The organism is Aeromonas sp. EU05-FHT14A05, assembly GCF_058791175.1.
Genome location: NZ_JBYTDH010000018.1, coordinates 54,901 through 73,049 on the forward strand (window position 1 = coordinate 54,901; position 18,149 = coordinate 73,049).

The 18,149-nt window shown below is 63.1% G+C and carries 14 protein-coding genes, 3 tRNA genes and 1 pseudogene; 7 read left to right on the forward strand and 11 right to left on the reverse strand.

Going from position 1 to position 18,149, the window contains the following annotated elements:
* Positions 1–17 precede the first annotated feature (17 nt).
* From AC3WR3_RS19370 to AC3WR3_RS19380, 3 genes are all read right to left on the reverse strand, one after another.
* Complete coding sequence (locus AC3WR3_RS19370) at positions 18–335, reverse strand: single stranded DNA-binding domain-containing protein (protein ID WP_005324594.1); 318 nt, start codon at positions 333–335, stop codon at positions 18–20.
* A gap of 144 nt (positions 336–479) precedes the next feature.
* Positions 480–710, reverse strand: a complete 231-nt coding sequence (locus AC3WR3_RS19375) for a hypothetical protein (protein ID WP_492293021.1) — start codon at positions 708–710, stop codon at positions 480–482.
* Between the two features lie 29 nt (positions 711–739).
* On the reverse strand, positions 740–1,165 hold the full coding sequence (locus AC3WR3_RS19380) for a MarR family winged helix-turn-helix transcriptional regulator (RefSeq protein WP_162627388.1): 426 nt from the start codon (positions 1,163–1,165) through the stop codon (positions 740–742).
* A 197-nt stretch (positions 1,166–1,362) separates the two neighbouring features.
* Between AC3WR3_RS19380 and AC3WR3_RS19385 the strand changes: the two genes are divergently transcribed.
* The 3 genes from AC3WR3_RS19385 to chrA all read left to right on the forward strand — a co-directional run bounded on the left by AC3WR3_RS19385 (position 1,363) and on the right by chrA (position 4,559).
* Positions 1,363–2,367 (forward strand): NADP-dependent oxidoreductase, encoded by a 1,005-nt coding sequence (locus AC3WR3_RS19385; protein ID WP_492293024.1) that lies wholly within the window; start codon positions 1,363–1,365, stop codon positions 2,365–2,367.
* Positions 2,368–2,652: 285 nt separating this feature from the next.
* Positions 2,653–3,087, forward strand: a complete 435-nt coding sequence (locus tag AC3WR3_RS19390; protein WP_139439097.1) for a nucleotide triphosphate diphosphatase NUDT15 — start codon at positions 2,653–2,655, stop codon at positions 3,085–3,087.
* A gap of 329 nt (positions 3,088–3,416) precedes the next feature.
* Positions 3,417–4,559 carry a chromate efflux transporter gene (gene chrA, locus AC3WR3_RS19395; RefSeq protein WP_492293027.1) on the forward strand — a complete coding sequence of 381 codons (1,143 nt, stop codon included), beginning with the start codon at positions 3,417–3,419 and terminating at the stop codon, positions 4,557–4,559.
* Between the two features lie 70 nt (positions 4,560–4,629).
* On the opposite strand, the gene msrB is transcribed toward chrA, so the two are convergent.
* The 4 genes from msrB to malQ all read right to left on the reverse strand — a co-directional run bounded on the left by msrB (position 4,630) and on the right by malQ (position 11,752).
* Positions 4,630–5,022, reverse strand: a complete 393-nt coding sequence (msrB, locus tag AC3WR3_RS19400) for a peptide-methionine (R)-S-oxide reductase MsrB (protein ID WP_202047849.1) — start codon at positions 5,020–5,022, stop codon at positions 4,630–4,632.
* 139 nt (positions 5,023–5,161) lie between these two features.
* Positions 5,162–7,303, reverse strand: a complete 2,142-nt coding sequence (gene glgX, locus AC3WR3_RS19405; RefSeq protein WP_492293029.1) for a glycogen debranching protein GlgX — start codon at positions 7,301–7,303, stop codon at positions 5,162–5,164.
* Complete coding sequence (gene glgB / locus AC3WR3_RS19410; protein ID WP_492293031.1) at positions 7,303–9,480, reverse strand: 1,4-alpha-glucan branching protein GlgB; 2,178 nt, start codon at positions 9,478–9,480, stop codon at positions 7,303–7,305. Before glgB ends, glgX begins: the two co-directional genes overlap by 1 nt.
* Before the next feature lie 82 nt (positions 9,481–9,562).
* Entirely contained in the window at positions 9,563–11,752 is a 2,190-nt protein-coding gene (malQ, locus tag AC3WR3_RS19415; RefSeq protein ID WP_492293033.1) for a 4-alpha-glucanotransferase, read from the reverse strand.
* A gap of 345 nt (positions 11,753–12,097) precedes the next feature.
* Between malQ and gap the strand changes: the two genes are divergently transcribed.
* The 3 genes and pseudogenes from gap to AC3WR3_RS19430 all read left to right on the forward strand — a co-directional run.
* Complete coding sequence (gap, locus tag AC3WR3_RS19420; RefSeq protein ID WP_139439088.1) at positions 12,098–13,093, forward strand: type I glyceraldehyde-3-phosphate dehydrogenase; 996 nt, start codon at positions 12,098–12,100, stop codon at positions 13,091–13,093.
* 105 nt (positions 13,094–13,198) lie between these two features.
* A complete protein-coding gene (locus tag AC3WR3_RS19425) occupies positions 13,199–14,065 on the forward strand; it encodes a D-hexose-6-phosphate mutarotase (protein ID WP_492293035.1) in 867 nt (288 codons plus the stop codon).
* 128 nt (positions 14,066–14,193) lie between these two features.
* A pseudogene (locus tag AC3WR3_RS19430) lies at positions 14,194–14,307 on the forward strand (D-hexose-6-phosphate mutarotase); the annotation flags it as partial.
* A 195-nt stretch (positions 14,308–14,502) separates the two neighbouring features.
* Here AC3WR3_RS19430 and nadA read toward each other — a convergent pair.
* A complete protein-coding gene (gene nadA / locus AC3WR3_RS19435) occupies positions 14,503–15,576 on the reverse strand; it encodes a quinolinate synthase NadA (RefSeq protein ID WP_265437453.1) in 1,074 nt (357 codons plus the stop codon).
* A 143-nt stretch (positions 15,577–15,719) separates the two neighbouring features.
* Between nadA and AC3WR3_RS19440 the strand changes: the two genes are divergently transcribed.
* Complete coding sequence (locus AC3WR3_RS19440; protein ID WP_492293038.1) at positions 15,720–17,825, forward strand: methyl-accepting chemotaxis protein; 2,106 nt, start codon at positions 15,720–15,722, stop codon at positions 17,823–17,825.
* Positions 17,826–17,874: 49 nt separating this feature from the next.
* Here AC3WR3_RS19440 and AC3WR3_RS19445 read toward each other — a convergent pair.
* The 3 genes from AC3WR3_RS19445 to AC3WR3_RS19455 all read right to left on the reverse strand — a co-directional run bounded on the left by AC3WR3_RS19445 (position 17,875) and on the right by AC3WR3_RS19455 (position 18,144).
* Positions 17,875–17,950, reverse strand: a tRNA-Val gene (locus AC3WR3_RS19445).
* Positions 17,951–17,968: 18 nt separating this feature from the next.
* Positions 17,969–18,044, reverse strand: a tRNA-Lys gene (locus AC3WR3_RS19450).
* A gap of 24 nt (positions 18,045–18,068) precedes the next feature.
* A tRNA-Val gene (locus AC3WR3_RS19455) sits at positions 18,069–18,144 on the reverse strand.
* Positions 18,145–18,149 lie beyond the last annotated feature (5 nt).

Here is an 18,149-nt window from a genome sequence, read left to right on the forward strand (position 1 = left end):
ACCGGGAACTGACCGGATCAGACGCCGACCTGGCTGACGTCCTGCACCTGCAACAGCCAGCCGGCCTGCTCCTGCTGGGGTTCGCCGCTCAGTCGCAACCGCTCCCCCTCTGACACCCACTGCCCCTCGGGCAGGGAGACCAGCAGACTCTCGCTGCCGTTGTCGAACACCCAGCGATCTTCGCCGAGCGACTCAATCAGATAACCTTCCATCTCCACTCTGGACTCGGCTTGCCAGGACGGCGCAACGGAATCACGGCTCTCGATGAAATCCCCCTGAACACCAAAACTGGCCAGCCCCCACAGAATGGAGAGCCCGACGATGGATGACTGCATCTCTCTCTCCTCTCATGAAACTGTGGGGCCAGTATGGAAAGGGAAGCATGAGTGCACCATGAACAAGGCCGCAAAGTGCAGGCGAGATCGCGAAAAAAACCGGCCAAGGGGCCGGTCGTGTCATTTTATGGCGTCTGGATCACACTATTTGGCGACTTCCTCTGCCATTCGAACCGCCCTTGGCTTATTCGTCCACATGGCCAGGCCGCGGTGATCCGCGCAGATCCCCTCCTCGCTGATGGCCCTGACCCGGACGCCATCCTTGCAGAGGGCCTGCCAGGCATCCGCATCATCGATCCGCAACTCGGACGGGGGCTGGGTGCCGCCGGCGCAGCCACCGAGCAGCAGAACAAGCAAGGGTAACCAGGGTTTCATCGGATGACTCCAGGCAAGAGGAAGAGGATTCAGCGCCCGAGCTGGGTCGCCACGCGATCGCAGAGTCGCTTGAGCTCGGCCAGCTCGGCATCGGCCAGATCCACCTGATTGCGCAGGTTGTCCGCCAAGCAGCACTCCCTGACTCCCTGCTGCAGCTGGCGCCCCGCCTCGGTCAGGCGGATGCATTTTTGCCGCTCGTCTTCGCTGGAGACGGTGCGGGTCAGCCAGCCCTTGCTCTCCAGCCGCTTGACGATGGGGGTCAGGGTGCCCGCATCCAGCCCTGTCTCCTGGCCAATCTCCTTGAGGCTGACCTCGTCCCGCGCCCAGAGCGACAGCATCACCAGGTACTGGGTGTAGGTGAGATCCAGCTTGTCCAGGAGCGGCCTGTAGGCGCGCATCACCGCATTGGAGGCGCTGTAGAGGGCAAAACAGACCTGCTTTTTCAATTCACTCATGGGGCACCTCGCTGACGACTGGGGCCAGTATACCCCAGGACAACTGATGCCTGAATAATTTGCACACAAAACAGTTGTCACCCCCTCTTTTCGGGATTAACCTGATTTTAGTTTGCACACAAACAGAATGTCCGAGCCGCCGCCTCCCCCTTGGCTGGCGCGGCGTCGACTGCCCCCTACCCCGCTGGAGAACGACCATGACCCCGATCAGCCATCAGATCCAACTGCTGCGCCGCCCCACCGGCCTCCCCACCCCGGACGATTTCGCCCTCAGGGAAGTGCCCCTGCCCGCCCTGCAGGAGGGCGAGGTGCTGGTGACCAACCAGTGGTTGTCGGTGGACCCTTACATGCGCGGTCGCATGAGCGAGGCCAAGAGCTATGTGCCCCCCTTCCCCCTGAACGGCCCCCTCGACGGCGGCGCCATCGGCACCGTGCAGGCCTCCCGTCACCCCGACTTCCAGGTGGGTGACCAGGTGAGCAGCATGCTGGGCTGGCGGGATGCCTTCGTCGCCAAGGGGGAGCAGCTGACCCGGTTGCCCGCCACGGCGCTGCCCTCCCAGCTCTTCCTCGGCGCCCTCGGCATGCCGGGCATGACTGCCTGGGCGGGCTTGCACAAGGTCGCCCGCCTGCAGGCCGGTGAGACCCTGCTGGTCTCGGCGGCCTCCGGCGCGGTCGGCACCATGGCGGTGCAGCTCGCCAAGCGGGCCGGTGCCCGGGTGATCGGCTCCACCGGCTCGGCCGACAAGGTCGCCTACCTCGAGACGCTCGGGGCGGATGCGGTGATCAACTACAGGGAGACGCCGGATCTCGACGCCGAGCTGGCCCGACTCGCCCCGGCAGGCATTCAGGTCTATTTCGAGAACGTGGGGGGCGCCATGCTGGACGCGGCCCTCAACCACATGGCGCTGCACGGGCGCATCGTCCTGTGCGGCCTCATCGAGCAGTACAACAGCAATGGCCAGGGGAGCGGCCCGCGCAACCTCTCCCAGATGATCCGCAAACGCCTCCTGATGCAGGGGCTGCTGGTCTCCGATCACTGGCAGCACTACGGGGAGTTCCTGGCCGAGGCCATCCCCGCCTTCGAGGCCGGCGCCCTGCAGGCCGAGGAGACCATCAGCGAGGGGCTGGCCAGCATGCCGCAGGCCTTTATCGGGCTGTTCGAGGGCCGCAACACCGGCAAGATGCTGGTCAAGCTGGGCTGACGGCCAGCCACGCACCGGGGAGCCTCATTCCCCGTTTCTACCATCTGCTTGGCAGATGCGATTAGCGATAGCCATCTGATTGGCAGATAGAGAAACGGCAAGCTCCCGCGCCCTCGGGCTCCTCCAGCGGCGACTTGCGAAACGGGCCCATCCGTCCTAAGGTGGGCCCGTTTTTTATGGTGCCATGCCGGGTCGGCAGGGTGCCCTGCCCATCCCTGCCACGTCTTGTCCCGGCGTCGGTGGTCGATGCCCCTCGTCGCACAGCCACAGCAAGGAGCTCTTCTTATGTCCACTCCCTATCCCCGCGTCGGGGTCGGTGTCATCCTCGTCAACCATCAGGGCCAGGTGCTGCTCGGCAAGCGCAAAGGCAGCCACGCCCCCTACTGGTCCATCGCCGGCGGCCATCTGGAGCTTGGCGAGAGCTTCGAGTCGGCGGCGATCCGGGAGGTGGCCGAGGAGACGGGTTTTCTCATCACCAACCCCAGCGTCATCGCCGTCACCAACAACCTGGAGACCTGGCGCGAGAGCGGGCTGCACTACATCTCTGTCACCCTGCTGGCCGAGGTGGAAGGGGAGCCGCAACTGCTGGAGCCTGAGAAGTGCGAGGGCTGGGTCTGGTGCGATCCCCGCGCGCTGCCCGAGCCCCACTTCGATGCCAGCCGCCAGTCCATCGCCTGCTGGCTGGCGGGGCGCTGCTATCTGCCTCAGCCGACAGCGTGACCATCGCTTGCCAGCTGGCTGGTCGCTGTTACTTGCCACAACCAGACCAGCCGACCTAATCCCCATCCCCTGCTGGCTGGCGGGACGCTGCTATCTGCCGCAGTCTGTAACGTAAAAGCCGCCATCTGCCGCAACCAGGCCAGCCGACCTAATCCCCATCCCCTGCCGGCTGGCGGGACGCTGCCATCTGCCTCAGCCGACAGAATGACCATCCCCTACTGACTGGCTCGCGGCTAATTGCCACAGCCACACCAGCGCGAATTGTCATAAAAAAGTCATCGCTTTGTCATATCATCCCGCCCATCAACGATGACAACGGGGAGTGAGTGGTGGGACAGGTATTCCTTCAATTTCTGTGGCTCGGCTGCATCAGTTTCGGCGGGCCGGCCGCCCATATCGGCTACTTCCAGCGCACCTTCGTCCAGCGCCTGGGCTGGCTGAGCCAGGCCGAGTTTGCCCAGTTGCTGGCCCTGTGCCAGCTGTTGCCGGGACCCGCCTCCAGCCAGCTCGGCTTCGCCATCGGCCGCCAGCGGGCCGGCCTTGGGGGCGCGCTTGCCGCCTTTGCCGGCTTCACCCTGCCCTCCTTCTTGATGTTGCTGGCCGCCGCCATCGGCCTCGGGCAGCTCGGCAACAACCTCTGGCTGGATGCCGCCCTGCACGGCCTCAAGCTGCTGGCGCTGGTGGTGGTGGCCGATGCGGTGCTCACCATGAGCCGCCAGTTCTGCAAGACGGCGCTGCAACAGGGAGTCATGGTGGCGACCGCCGCCGCCCTCTGGTGGCAGCCTGGCCTGCTGACCCAGCTGGGCATGCTGCTGGGGGCGGCCCTGCTCTGCGCCTACCGTGAGCAGAGCGAGCCGGCGCAGGCCCCCTCAGAGGATCTGACTCGCCAACCCCACTGGCCGACCCTGCTGCTGTTTGCCCTGCTGTTTGTCGGCCTGCCGCTGCTGGCCCAGGGCCCCGCCAGCCAGCTGATCGCCGACTTCTATCGGGCGGGCAGCCTGGTGTTCGGCGGCGGTCACGTGGTGCTGCCCCTGTTGCAGGAGAGCGTCGGCCACAGCCTCAGCGAGCAGCAGTTCCTGACCGGCTACGGCCTGGCCCAGCTGGTGCCTGGCCCCATGTTCACCCTGGCCACCTACCTGGGCGCCCAGCTGCTGCCTGCCGCGCCACTGGCGGGCGCCCTGCTGGCAACGCTCGCGCTATTTTTGCCGGGATTTTTGCTGCTCTGGGCCCTGGGTCCCTGCTGGCAGCGCTGGCTGGCCCACCCCAGGCTGGCGGGAGCCGTGGCCGGCATCAACGCCGCCGTGGTGGGGTTGCTGCTGGCCGCCCTCTATCAGCCGGTGTGGCAGAGCGCCGTGCTGGCCCCGACCGATCTGGCGCTGGCCGCCATCGGCTTCTATCTGCTGCGCGTCATCAGGCTGCCCATACTGGCGCTCGCCGCCCTGCTGGTGGGGGCCAGCCTGCTGCCGATCTGAGGGTCAACCAGGACCCCATAAAAAATGGCGCCTCCGCAAGCGGAGGCGCCATTTTTCATTTCCAAAGCTTTCAGGCGTCTGTATCGGGCTCGAACTCCAGGCTCAGGCTGTTGACGCAGTAGCGCTGGCCTGTCTCGGTCGGCCCGTCCGGGAAGACGTGACCCAGGTGGGAACCGCACTGGCTGCAGGTGATCTCCACCCTTGCCATGCCGTGGCTGCGATCCTCTGTGTAGGTCACTGTCCCCTCGATGGCCCGATCGAAGGAGGGCCAGCCGCAGCCGGAGTCAAACTTGGCATCCGCATGGAACAGTACGCTCTTGCAGCAGACGCAGAGATAGTCGCCGCTCTTGCGATTGTGCAGCAGGGCGCCGCTGTAGGGGCGCTCTGTGCCCTTCTCCCAGCAAACGTGAAACTGCTCTGCGCTCAACTTGCTACGCCACTGCTCGGGATTGTTGCCGCTCATATTGACCCCTTGCCAAAACATGACACTGCTCGGCTCTCAGTATTCAACTTGCTGCGCCATTGCTCGGGATTGTTGCCCTTCATACTGACTCCTTGCCTTTTATCACGGCGCCCAGCATACCCACTCGGACGCCCCGACTCTACCCCGCCAGCGGGAACTGTGATCCCGTTGGCAACACGGCGGCAACATCCGGCGTGGCGACCACCCCTTCCTTGGCCAGCGCCACCGCCGGCAGCGCAACCCGCTCCAGCAATTTGAGGGAGTGGGCGCGCCCCACCGCCACCTGCCGCTTGATGTCGTCAGGCAGGAAGGGCAGGCCGTCGTTGGTGGCCGTGTCTATGGTCTGGATCCACTCCAGCCCTTCTCCCGGCGGTGGCAGGCGGAACTGGATGTCGTAGTCGCTGGCGTTGAACAGCACGTACCAGCGCTCCCCGCCGCACGTCAGCATGCCGATGTCCATGGCGAACGCCTGCCCCATGGGGGCGTGCCAGTCCTGATCGGTGAGCTGATGGCCATCGGGGTGATACCAGTTGACCCTGTGGCAGCTGGTCGCCTTGCCATTCCACTCATCGTCGCTCAGTTGCAGGTTGGCGAAGACCCCGGACTCCGCCCGCAGCGCCATCATCTGGCGGGTGAAGGCGAGCAGCCGTTCATCTTCGGGGCGCAACTGCCAGTTGACCCAGCTTATCTGGTTGTCCTGGCAATAGGCGTTGTTGTTGCCGAGCTGGCTGCGGCCCATCTCGTCCCCGGCCAGGAAGTGCGGCGTGCCCTGGGAGAGCAGCAGGGTGGCGATCAGGTTGCGCTTCTGCTGCTGGCGCAGGTTGTTCACCCTGGGGTCCAGGGTCGGCCCCTCCACCCCGTGGTTGTAGGAGAGGTTGTTGCCGTGGCCGTCTCTGTTGTCTTCGCCGTTGGCCTGGTTGTGGCGCTGGTTGTAGGAGACCAGATCCTCCAGGGTGAAGCCGTCGTGATAGCAGAGGTAGTTGACGCTGGTGTGGGGGGAGCGCCAGTTCTTCGGGAAGAGATCCCGCGACCCCGCCAGCCGGGTGGCGAAGTCCCCCATTTTGCCCGCATCGCCGCGCCAGAAGGCGCGTACCGTGTCGCGATAGCGGTCGTTGATCTCCAGCCACTGGCTCGGGAACTGGCCCAGGCGATAGCCGAAGGGGCCTATGTCCCAGGGCTCGGCAATCAGCCTGACCCGCGCCAGCACGGGATCCGCCAGCAGGGCCTTGAAGAAGGCGCTCATGGGATCGAACTCCCCCGCCTCCCGCGCCAGGGTGACCGCCAGATCGAAGCGAAAACCGTCCACCTGCATCTCGGTGACCCAGTAGCGCAGGGCATCGAGCACCAGGCGCAGGCTGTTGGGGTGATCCAGGTTGACGCTGTTGCCGCAGCCGGTGACGTTGGCGTGGCGCTGGTAGTCCAGGCCGTGGGCCCCGGATTCGAAGGCGTAGTAGCCAGCGTTGTCGAACCCCTTGAGGGAGAGCATGGGGCCGTCGGCACCGGACTCGGCGGTGTGGTTGTAGACCACGTCCAGTATCACCTCGAGCCCGACCCGGTGCAGCTCGCGCACCATGGTCTTGAACTCGGTCACCGCCTCCCCCGCCCCATAGCGCGGCTCGGGGGCGAAGAAGGCGATGGGGTTGTAGCCCCAGTAGTTGGTCAGCCCAAGCTGCTCGAGCCTGGGCTCCGACATGAAGGCGGCCACCGGCATCAGCTGCACCGAAGTGACCCCGAGAGAGAGCAGGTGTTCGATCATCAGCGGATGGCTGATGCCGAGGTAGGTGCCCCGCAGCGCCTCGGGCACCCCGGGGTGCTGGCGGGTGAAGCCCTTGACGTGGGTCTCGTAGAGCACCACCCGCTCGGGGGGGATGGCGGGCTTGCCGACGCCCTGCCAGTCGAAGGCGTCGTCCACCACCACCGACTTGGCCACCATGGCCGCACTGTCCCCCTGATAGAGGTCATCATCCCAACGGGTCGCGCGGCTGAGCGCCCTGGCATAGGGGTCGATCAGCAGCTTGTCCGGGTCGAACAGCATCCCCTCCTGGGGCGTGCCATGGACCCGATAGCCGTAACGCTGACCTGCCCGCACCCCGCGCACATAGCCGAATCTGTATTGGCCGCGCCGACCGGGCAGGGCCAGCCGGACCAGCTCCTGCTCCTGTTCGTCGAACAGACAGAGCTCCACCTTGTCCGATTGGGGGGCCCAGACGCAGAAGTGGCAGCCTGCCTCGTCGAGCCGGGCTCCCAGCGGATAGTCCACCCCATTTTCCATTACAAACATCAGGACTCCTGTTTGATGAACAAGGTCGCGAGCGGCGGCAAGTCCAGCACTATGCTGTGCGCCATCCCCTGCCAGGGGGTCGGCTCGGCGACTAGGGTCAAACCCACATCATAGTTGCTGCCCCAGTAATGCTCACTGTCGGTGTTGAGCACCACGGCATAGCGGCCCGCCGCCGGCACCCCGAGGCGATAGGCGAGGCGCGGCACCGGGGTGAAGTTGGAGGCGATCACCACAGGATTGGCCCCCTGCCTGTCGGCGCGCAGCCAGGCGAAGATGCTGTTGTCGGCGTCGTTGTGATCCAGCCAGCGGAAGCCGCTCTGCTCATAATCTGCCTGATACAAGGCAGCTTCATGACGATAGAGCCGGTTGAGATCCCGGATCAGCCGCTGCTGGCCGCCGTGCTTGGGGAATTGCAGCAGGTGCCAGGGCAGCTGGGCATCGTGATTCCACTCGTTGCTCTGGGCGATTTCGGTACCCATGAAGTTGAGCTTCTTGCCCGGATGGCCATACATGAAGCCCATGTAGGCCCGCAGGTTCGCGGCCTGCTGCCACTCGTCACCGGGCATCTTGTAGAGCAGGGAGTGCTTGCCGTGCACCACCTCGTCGTGGGACAGGGCCAGGATGAAGTTCTCGTCATAGTGATAGACCATGGAGAAGGTCATCTCGTTGTGGTGATAGCGGCGGTGGATCGGCTCCTTCTGCATGTAGCTCAGGGTGTCGTGCATCCAGCCCATATTCCACTTGAAACCAAACCCGAGGCCACCGAGGAAGGTGGGTCTGGAGACCCCGGCAAAGGCGGTGGACTCCTCGGCTATGGTCATGGCGTGGGGATACTTGCCGTAGACCTCCTCGTTGGTCCACTTGAGCAGGCTGATCGCCTCGTAGTTGTGGTTGCCCCCGTCGACGTTAGGCACCCACTCGCCGGCGTTGCGGGAATAGTCCAGATAGAGCATGGAGGCCACCGCATCCACCCGCAGGCCGTCGATGTGGAACTTGTCGAGCCAGAACAGGGCGCTCGCCACCAGGAACTGGCGCACGTTGTTGCGGCCGAAATCGTAGATGTAGGAGTTCCAGTCCGGGTGCCAGCCACGACGCGGATCCTCGTACTCGTAGAGCGGGGTGCCGTCGAAGCGGGCGAGGCCATGGGCATCCGCCGGGAAGTGCGCCGGCACCCAGTCGAGGATGACGCCTATGCCGGCCTGGTGGCAGGCGTCGACGAAATGCTTGAAGTCATCGGCACTGCCGTAGCGACTGGTGGGGGAGAACATGCCCACCGGCTGGTAGCCCCAGGAGCCGCTGAAGGGGTGCTCGGAGACCGGCATCAGCTCGATGTGGGTGTACCCCATCTCGGTGACGTAGTTGACCAGCTCCACCGCCAGCTCGCGCCAGTTCAGGCTGTCGCCGTTGGAGTGACGCTTCCAGGAGCCCACGTGCAGCTCGTAGATGGAGAGCGGCTGCTCCCGCTTGTCGTTGCGCTGGCTCTCGCGCCAGGCGGCATCCTGCCACTGGTACTGCTCGTGGTCGTGGATGACGGAGGCGAACGACGGATACTGCTCGCAGTAGAAGCCCACGGGATCGCTCTTGTGGGGCAGGCGGTTGCCCATGGGGTCTTTGAGCTCGAACTTGTAGCGATCCCCGGCCTTGAGGCCAGGCACGAACAGCACCCAGTGACCGCACTGGCTGCGCTGCATGGGGTGGCGACGGCCATCCCAGAAGTTGAAATCGCCGATCAGGCTCACCGCCGTGGCGCTCGGCGCATAGACGGCGAAGCGCACCCCTGCCACCCGCTGGCCGAGATGCTCCACGGTGCGCAGCTGGGCACCCAGGGTGTGGTAGAGGTTTTCCGGCTGGAAGCTCAGCTCGGCCAGGCCTTCCCAGGCGGCAGCCTGGAACTGGTAAGGGTCGATGGATTCGGCACTGGCATCGGGGTAGCTGGCGATCAGCTGATAGGGGAAGGGATTCTTGCGGCGAGTGAAAACAGTTTCAAAAAGGCCCGCTTCGTCGGCGGAGGTCAGGGTGGCAACTATCTTGCCTGACTTGAGGTCCCTGACCCGGACCTCGAGCGCATCGGGCAACCAGGCCGTCAGTTTCAGGCCTGGCCCATCCGGATTGGCCAGCAGGCCTAGATGGGAGAAGGGATCGGCACAGCGGGCGGCAACCAAACGTTCAACGGGCATCGACATTTCCTTTCATGGCTGAACATCCGCTCCGGCCTGAGCCGAAGCGGATGAAAGTGAGTCACATGTTGACAGCAGGGGCTCAACGACTGGCCTCGTCACGGGCCTGGCTCATCTTGCCCGCCAGCGCCTTGAGCGCCTCATCGGCAAAAATATCTTCCAGATCCTTTGAAAGCTTGCGACGCCAGTTCGGGTATTCGTAACTGGTGCCCGGCACGTTGACCGGCTTGTCCATCTCCAGCCAGTCTTCCAGCTGGGTGCTGAACAGGGCACAGCTGCCGCGGGACATGTGCAGTTGCAGGCCATGGTTGAGTTCGGTGTTCATCCCGACCCAGTTCACGTCATGGCTGATGTTGCCAGAGATGACCCCATGGGCATGCAGGCTGTCAAGGATCCGCTGCTTGGCCTGGTGGCGATCAGCATACAGGGTCTTGAGTACCTCTTCATCCGGGTACAGGCCCAGCTCGCGACCCAGCGCCAGATCGTCGCAATGCCAGAAGCCCTTCAGGGTCGGCATGTCGTGGGTGGTCAGGGCCGACATCGCCTGCTCGGTGTAGTGCGCCGGGGAGATGAAGCCGCCGTCGTCCTTGGAGCGTTCGAAGAAGAACACCTTGTAGGAGTGGACTCCGTTCTCTTTGAGGGTCACATCTATGCCTTCCGGCACAGTGCCGAGATCCTCGCCGATCAGCAGGCACTGGTTGCGGTGGGACTCGAGGGCAAGTATCCCCAGCAGGTCGTTGACCGGATAGTAGATGTAGGCGCCCTTGGCGGCGGACGCTCCGGGCGGAACCCACCACAGCCGCAGCAAGGCCATCACGTGATCGATGCGCAGCGCGCCGCAGGCACGCATGTTGGCGCGGAACAGATCCACCATGGGCTGATAGGCCGCCTCGAACAGCTGGTTCGGGTTCATGGGGGGCAGACCCCAGTTCTGGCCGAGGGGGCCCAGGATGTCGGGGGGAGCACCGACCGAGGCTTTCGGGCAGTAGAGATCCCGGTTGGCCCAGATCTCGGTGGAGCCTTCGGAGACGCCCACCGCCAGATCCCGGTAGATCCCCATCACCATGCCGGCCGCCTTGGCGCGGGCATCGGCTTGTGCCAGCTGCTCATCGGCCAGGAACTGCAGATAGAGGTAGAAATTCACATCCTGGCGGTGCTCCTTCATCCAGGCCGCCACTTCCGGGTTGTGGTAATCGCGGAAGGCATCCGGCCAGACCGGCCAGCCCCAGGCGTTCTCACCCTTGCCATAGAAGTGGGCCTGCAGGGCATCGAAGGCGGCCTGCTGTTGCAGGCTGTCGCCACCGGCGACCACGAAGGCATCGAACGCAGCCTGACGCTCGGCGCCGAGCCTGGCCTCATCGAACACCTGACGCAGCATGCCGATCTTGGTCTCGATGACGCCGGTGTAATCCACGTTCTCCTTGGCCCGCAGGGAGGCCAGATGCTGCTGGAAGGCAGGGCTTGCCACATCGGCCTTGAGCCGCTCGTTGGCGAGAAACTCGGGCACGGCTTCCACGTTGATGTAGGCCACGTTGAGCCAGCGACGGGAAGAAGGGCTGTAAGGGCTGGCACTCTCGGGATTCGCAGGATAGAGGGCGTGGATGGGGTTCAGCCCCACGAAGTGGGCTCCCCAGGCGGCGGCCTTCTCGACCAGCTGGCCGAGGTCGCTGAAATCACCTATGCCCCAGTTGTGGCGGCTGCGCAGGCAGTAGAGCTGCACGCTCGGGCCCCACACCTTGCGGCCGTTGGCAATCGGCGCCTGCTTGTAGCAGGACTTGGGGGCGACGATGAGGCGCATGGTGGCGAGCGGCTCGTCGTTGCCCTCTTCCAGCAGCACCAGCTGGTGATAGCCGAGCTCCGGCTGCACATCCAGCGCGACCCTGTAGGCCTGGCACTCCATCTCTTCGAATTCGGCGACGCCCACCAGTTCCCCTTCGATGGGGGTCAGCTGGCCGGACAACAAGGCACCCTGTTCCAGCACTATCTGCCAGTGGAGGGCGTCGTTGACGAACTCGATGGGCAGACGAACCTCGAGGCTGACGGGATCGCCACTGCGCACTACCATCACGGGATCCAGAGGCCGCAACCAGTGCTGACGGTGCTCCTGCTCCAGCTGCTCGGTCAGGGCGGCCTCGTCGTCGACGCGGTAGCCCATGGCGCCCAGCATGGCGGCCTTGCTCTCTTCGGATACCTGGGCCGGGTGGCCCCAGGCATCAACATACTCACTGGCGATACCTTTGGCGGCAGCCAGCTGTTCAATCAGGGTGGTCATAGTTTGAGAATTCCCGCTGTGGATTCTATCTACACTATTTGTGATTAATTTTTATGGGTGGTACTTGAACAGTGGCTCTTTGGCCATGCTAAACCGCGCACATTTTTACATATCTCCCCGGCCGGATGTGTGACCGGACAGGCACTATTGTTGATCTCTGCGACCGGATCCGCTGATGATGCATTCGACAAAAGTTGGTAGCCAGTTACATAAAACGAAAATAAATTTCACAGTTTTTCATGATATAGCGCAATTTCGCGCAGATTGTTGGTTGACTCACCGGTGAGTTCTAGTAAATTTACAAACGGAATTTTCTTTGACTACTGAACAGTTAGGTAACCAATTATGACTATCAAAGTAGGTATTAACGGTTTTGGCCGTATCGGTCGTTTCGTTTTCCGTCTGGCCGCTGAGCGTGCTGACATCGAAGTGGTTGGTATCAACGATCTGATCGACGTTGACTACATGGCTTACATGCTGAAGTACGACTCCACCCACGGCCGCTTCAAGGGCACCGTTGAAGTCAAAGACGGCAACCTGGTTGTCAACGGCAAAACCGTACGTGTTACCGCTGAACGTGACCCGGCAAACCTGAAATGGGATGCCATCGGTGTTGACGTTGTTGCCGAAGCTACCGGTCTGTTCCTGACCGACGAGACCGCTCGCAAGCACATCGCTGCCGGTGCCAAGAAAGTCGTACTGACCGGTCCGTCCAAAGACGCCACCCCGATGTTCGTCATGGGCGTTAACCAGAACTCCTACGCTGGCCAGGACATCGTTTCCAACGCTTCCTGCACCACCAACTGCCTGGCCCCCATCGCCAAGGTTCTGAACGATACCTTCGGTATCGAATCCGGCCTGATGACCACTGTCCACGCTACCACTGCTACCCAGAAGACCGTTGATGGTCCGTCTGCCAAAGACTGGCGCGGTGGCCGCGGTGCGGCTCAGAACATCATCCCGTCCTCCACCGGTGCTGCCAAGGCTGTTGGCGTGGTCATCCCGGAACTGAACGGCAAGCTGACCGGCATGGCCTTCCGCGTTCCGACTCCGGACGTGTCCGTCGTTGACCTGACCGTCAACCTGAAGAAAGAAGCCTCCTACGCTGAAATCTGCCAGGCCATGAAGGCTGCCTCCGAAGGCGCCATGAAGGGCGTGCTGGGCTACACCGAAGACGAAGTGGTTTCCACCGACTTCCTGGGTGAGCGTCAGACTTCCGTGTTCGATGCCAAGGCTGGTATCCAGCTGAACAAGACCTTCGTGAAAGTCGTCTCCTGGTACGACAACGAAATGGGCTACTCCAGCAAGGTTCTGGACCTGATCGCTCACATCTCCAAGTAATTTGGGATGCGCAATCGCGTAGCTTGAAAAAAGGCGGCCATTGGCCGCCTTTTTGTATTCTGAATCACGGACCCTTTCTGAATGTGCCCGAACACAGGAATCGCCATGCAACCGACACGTACTCTGACTGCCCACTGCACCCTTAGCCACCCAGCGGATGGCCAGCCTCTGCTGACCATCGACAACCAGCATGCCAGGGCCGAGATCAGCCTGTTTGGCGCCCATGTGCTGAGCTACCAGCGCCACGGCGAACCCGCCTCTATCTGGCTCAGCGACAAGGCCGTGCTGGATGGCAGCAAGCCGATCCGGGGCGGTATCCCTCTGTGCTGGCCCTGGTTCGGCCCCTCCCCCGCTCGCGTCGGCAGCGGAAAGCCCGCCCATGGCTTCGCCCGCACCAGCCTGTGGACCCTGGATGGCGTCTCCGATCACGGGGATGGCACCCTCGTCCATCTGTCTCTGCGTGACACCGACGCCAGCCGTGCCCTCTGGCCCCACGCCTTCGAGCTGGAGCTGGATGTGCTGGTGGGCAAGGAGCTCTCCCTGGTGCTGACCACCCGCAACACCGGCAAGACGCCCCTTACCTACAACGCGGCCCTGCACACCTATCTGCAGATAAGCCGCCCGGAGGCCGTTCAGGTGACCGGCCTCGGCGAGCCTTACCATGACAAGCTGACCGGCCGGGAGGCGCAGCAACAGGGGGCGCTGACGCTCTCTGCCGCCATGGATCGCATCTACAACCAGCCCGACCCCATGGTCAGCCTGCAGGATGGGGATCGCACCACCCGGGTGGTGAGCGGCAACCATGACAGCGTGGTGGTCTGGAATCCCTGGGCTGAGGGCGCCGCGGCCATGGCCGACATGAGCGACGACGGCTACCGCACCATGCTGTGTGTCGAGGCGGCCATCACCGCAGACGCCGGCATCACTGTTGTACCGGACGAGGAGCACAGCTTCTCTACCGTGATCATCTGAAGCCTGGCCGGGCGATGAAGGCTATCACTCCAACCTCTGTGTTGAGGCGGCCATCACCGCAGACGCCGGCATCACTGTTGTACCGGACGATGAGCACAGCTTCTCTACCGTGATCATCTGAAGCCTGGCCGGGCGATGACGGCTATCACTCCAACCTCTGTGTCGAGGTAGCCATCACCGCCGACGCCGGCATCACTGTTGTACCGGACGAGGAGCACAGCTTCTCTACCGTGATCATCTGAAGCCTGGCTGGCCGGGCGATGACGGCTATCACTCCAACCTCTGTGTCGAGGTAGCCATCACCGCCGACGCCGGCATCACTGTGGTACCGGACGAGGAGCACAGCTTCTCCACCGTGATCATCTGACGATATGTCAGACGGATAAATAAAGAGGGCTCCCACGGGAGCCCTCTTTGCATCCTGTCATCAGAGAAGGTCAGGCATTGCCCTGGGTCTTGAGCTTGAGCTCGGCAGCGAAGTTCAGCATGCGATCCAGCGGGATCAGGGCCTTCAGGCGCAGCGCCTCATCCACATGGATCTCATGACGCTCGGCGCCGTCGGTCAGCGCTTCCTTGATCGCCACCAGACCGTTCATCGCCATCCAGGGACAGTGGGCACAGCTGCGGCAGGTGGCACCATCGCCACCGGTCGGCGCCTCTACCATCTCCTTCTCCGGGCAGGCCTGCTGCATCTTGTAGAAGATGCCGCGATCGGTCGCCACGATCAGCTTCTGCTGGGGCAGCTCGCGGGCCGCCTTGATGAGCTGGCTGGTAGACCCCACCGCATCCGCCAGTTCGATGACGGAAGCCGGGGACTCCGGGTGCACCAGCACGGCCGCATCCGGGTTCTGGGCCTTGAGCTCGCGCAGGGCCTTGGCCTTGAACTCGTCGTGGACTATGCAGTGACCCTGCCAGCGCAGCATCTCGGCGCCCGTCTTCTTCTCGATGTAGGCACCCAGGTGTCTGTCCGGCCCCCAGATGATCTTGTGGCCCTGGCTGTCCAGGTGCTCGACTATCTCCAGCGCGATGCTGGAGGTGACCACCCAGTCGGCCCGCGCCTTCACCGCCGCCGAGGTATTGGCATAGACCACGACTATATGGTCGGGATGGGCATCGCAGAAGGCGGAGAACTGGTCGATGGGGCAGCCCAGATCCAGGGAGCACTCCGCCTCCAGGGTCGGCATCAGCACCCGCTTGTGGGGGCTCAGGATCTTGGAGGTCTCCCCCATGAAGCGCACACCGGCCACGATCAGGGTCTGGGCGGCGTGATCACGACCGAAGCGAGCCATCTCGAGGGAGTCGCCGACGAAACCGCCGGTGGCCTCGGCCAGCGCCTGGATCTCGGGATCCGTGTAGTAGTGGGCAACCAGCACGGCCTGACGCGCCTCGAGCAGCGCCTTGATCTCGATGATCAGGGCCGCCTTCTGTTCGGCAGTCAGGGGAGCCGGTTTGACCGGAAAGGGATAGTCCATCTCGATGACCGGAGGGACACTGCTCAGTGCATTGCTCATTGCGACTGTTCCATCAACGCTTGGAAAGGCCAAAATTATAACCAGAAGCCGCGCACAAACCCATCAACAAATCCAGTACAGTAAAACGGTCAGAACCCGCCCGGATGTATCGTTGTCATTCTTGCCAAAAGCGGAGTTGTCGAATGAAACAACGCTCGCTCAAAACCAAGTTGCTGCTGCTCACCCTGGGCCTCTTTCTCGCCAGTGGCGTCGCCATGACCCTGATGCAGTCTGCCTCCCTGAACACCCTGCGCAATGACATCATGACCCAGACTCGCGGCGCCCTGGAGCAGGAGGTATCGCGCACCCTGCAATTCCAGGCCGAGCGCTATGCCGTGCAAATCGCCGACCTGTTGCAGCAGTCCTACCAGATACCGCTGGGGATAGCCGCACAGCTCGAAGACGGCATGGCACAGCCGGGGCTGATGCCGAGCCGCCCGCAGGTGGAGCTGCTGCTTGGCAGCCGCCTGCGTCAGGCTGAGGGGATCAGCTCCATCTATGCCCAGTTCGAACCCGATGGCTATGACGGGCAGGATGCCAGCTGGCAGGCGGGGGCAACACACTCGGTCGCGGGCAAGGGCAGTCTGGAGGTGTACTTCACCCGGGAGCAGAATGGCCAGATTGCGCAGCAGCAGATAGATGCGGCAACCAGCGAAGCCAAGTTCGATACCTCGCGCAACGAGTTCGGCATTCGCAACAGCGAGTGGTATCTCTGTGGCCGTGACAGCCTGCGCCCCTGCCTGATGGAGCCCTACCTCTACGAGATAAGCCCTGGCAAGCAGATGCTGATGACCAGCCTGACGGTCCCCATCCTCAAGGGGGGCAAGTTTGTCGGGATCGCCGGGGTCGACATGAACCTGCCCATCTTCCAGCAACTGGCCGAGCACCTCGGCAAGAGTCTGTATGACAATCAGGCCGAGGTGACCCTGGTCAGCAAGATGGGCTTTATCGTCGGCAGCAACCGCCATGCAGACAAGCTGGGGCGCCCCCTGACGGAAGCCGGACTGGTGGCGCCAGATGGCAAGCCCAGGGATAGCGACAGCGACTTCATCCTGCAGCAACCCATCAAGATCGACGCCGCCGACAGCCAGTGGTGGCTGATGATCAAGGTGCCCAAGGCCCTCGCCCTCAGTCAGGCCAACACCATCAGCAACCAGCTTGGCAGCCTGCTGCAAGCCACCCAGCAACAGCAGTTGATGGCCATAGTCGTCATCACCCTGGTGGCACTGGCTCTGCTCGTCTGGTTCATTCAGACCATCACGGCCCCCCTCTCCCTCATCAGCCGCCACGTCTCCCACCTCGCCAGCAATGAGGGGGATCTGACCCAGCAGATGCAGATAGATACCCACCAGGAGCTCATCGAGCTCGGCGGGTACCTCAATGCCTTCCTCGGCAAACTGAGGGCCATGGTGCAGGGCAGCAAGCAGATTGGCCAGCAGGTACACCAGCAGGCAAGGGGCATGAAGCAGACAGCGGATGCCATGCGCAGCAGCCTGGATGAACAGAGTCTGGAGCTGGAGAGCGTGGTCAGTGCCATGCACGAGATGAGCACCACTGCGGTCAGCGTGGCGGGTTATGCCGAGCAGGCGGCGCAAGAGTCGGAAACGGCCACCCACCATATCCACAGGGCCCAGCAGACCTTGAGCCGGGCCCGCAGCGAGATCCACACCCTGGTCGAGGACATGCACCAGGCGGACAAGGCGGTGGCGCAGGTGGCCCAGCGCAGCACCAACATCAGCCACATTCTCGACGTGATCCGGGCCATCGCCGAGCAGACCAACCTGCTGGCACTCAATGCGGCCATAGAGGCGGCGCGGGCTGGCGACATGGGCAGGGGCTTTGCCGTGGTGGCGGACGAGGTGAGGGCCCTTGCCAACAAGACCCGTTCATCCACCGACGAGATAGGTCAGCTCATCGGCAGTCTGCAAACCGAGGTCACCAGCAGCCAGCAGCTGATGAATACGGGCATCACCCGATCCGTCAGCACGGTCGAGGGAACCGAGCAGGCCTTCGAGGCGCTCAATCAGGTGGTGAGCCAGATCCAGCAGATCCATGATCACATCAGCCAGGTGGCGACCGCCGCCGAGCAGCAGAGCGCCGTCAGCGATACCATCAACCAGAATCTGATGCGCATTGGGGATACCGCCACCGCCCTGGGGCAGGAGGCGAGTGCCAGCCACCTCTTGAGCGAGGAGCTGGAGCAGGCGGCAACTACGCTGGCCAACGAACTCGATCGGCTGCGCACCTGACGAGCGAATACAAAAAAGCCCGCAATGCTGCGGGCTTTTTTTTTCAATCTGGTGGTCGTTACTGGGCTCGAACCAGTGACCCCCTCCTTGTAAGGGAGGTGCTCTCCCAGCTGAGCTAAACGACCTGGGATAAAGCTGAATGATGGTGGGTCGTGCTGGATTCGAACCAGCGACCAATTGATTAAAAGTCAACTGCTCTACCGACTGAGCTAACGACCCATCTGTATCATTTTTTTCAAAGCATGGTGGTCGTTACTGGGCTCGAACCAGTGACCCCCTCCTTGTAAGGGAGGTGCTCTCCCAGCTGAGCTAAACGACCTGGGA

Bases quoted from the DNA above. Each gene is read 5' to 3' on its own strand.
- AC3WR3_RS19370 (WP_005324594.1), bottom strand. From the start codon at position 335: ATGCAGTCATCCATCGTCGGGCTCTCCATTCTGTGGGGGCTGGCCAGT.
- AC3WR3_RS19375 (WP_492293021.1), bottom strand. From the start codon at position 710: ATGAAACCCTGGTTACCCTTGCTTGTTCTGCTGCTCGGTGGCTGCGCC.
- AC3WR3_RS19380 (WP_162627388.1), bottom strand. From the start codon at position 1,165: ATGAGTGAATTGAAAAAGCAGGTCTGTTTTGCCCTCTACAGCGCCTCC.
- AC3WR3_RS19385 (WP_492293024.1), top strand. From the start codon at position 1,363: ATGACCCCGATCAGCCATCAGATCCAACTGCTGCGCCGCCCCACCGGC.
- AC3WR3_RS19390 (WP_139439097.1), top strand. From the start codon at position 2,653: ATGTCCACTCCCTATCCCCGCGTCGGGGTCGGTGTCATCCTCGTCAAC.
- msrB (WP_202047849.1), bottom strand. From the start codon at position 5,022: ATGAGCGGCAACAATCCCGAGCAGTGGCGTAGCAAGTTGAGCGCAGAG.
- glgX (WP_492293029.1), bottom strand. From the start codon at position 7,303: ATGTTTGTAATGGAAAATGGGGTGGACTATCCGCTGGGAGCCCGGCTC.
- glgB (WP_492293031.1), bottom strand. From the start codon at position 9,480: ATGCCCGTTGAACGTTTGGTTGCCGCCCGCTGTGCCGATCCCTTCTCC.
- malQ (WP_492293033.1), bottom strand. From the start codon at position 11,752: ATGACCACCCTGATTGAACAGCTGGCTGCCGCCAAAGGTATCGCCAGT.
- gap (WP_139439088.1), top strand. From the start codon at position 12,098: ATGACTATCAAAGTAGGTATTAACGGTTTTGGCCGTATCGGTCGTTTC.
- AC3WR3_RS19425 (WP_492293035.1), top strand. From the start codon at position 13,199: ATGCAACCGACACGTACTCTGACTGCCCACTGCACCCTTAGCCACCCA.
- nadA (WP_265437453.1), bottom strand. From the start codon at position 15,576: ATGAGCAATGCACTGAGCAGTGTCCCTCCGGTCATCGAGATGGACTAT.
- AC3WR3_RS19440 (WP_492293038.1), top strand. From the start codon at position 15,720: ATGAAACAACGCTCGCTCAAAACCAAGTTGCTGCTGCTCACCCTGGGC.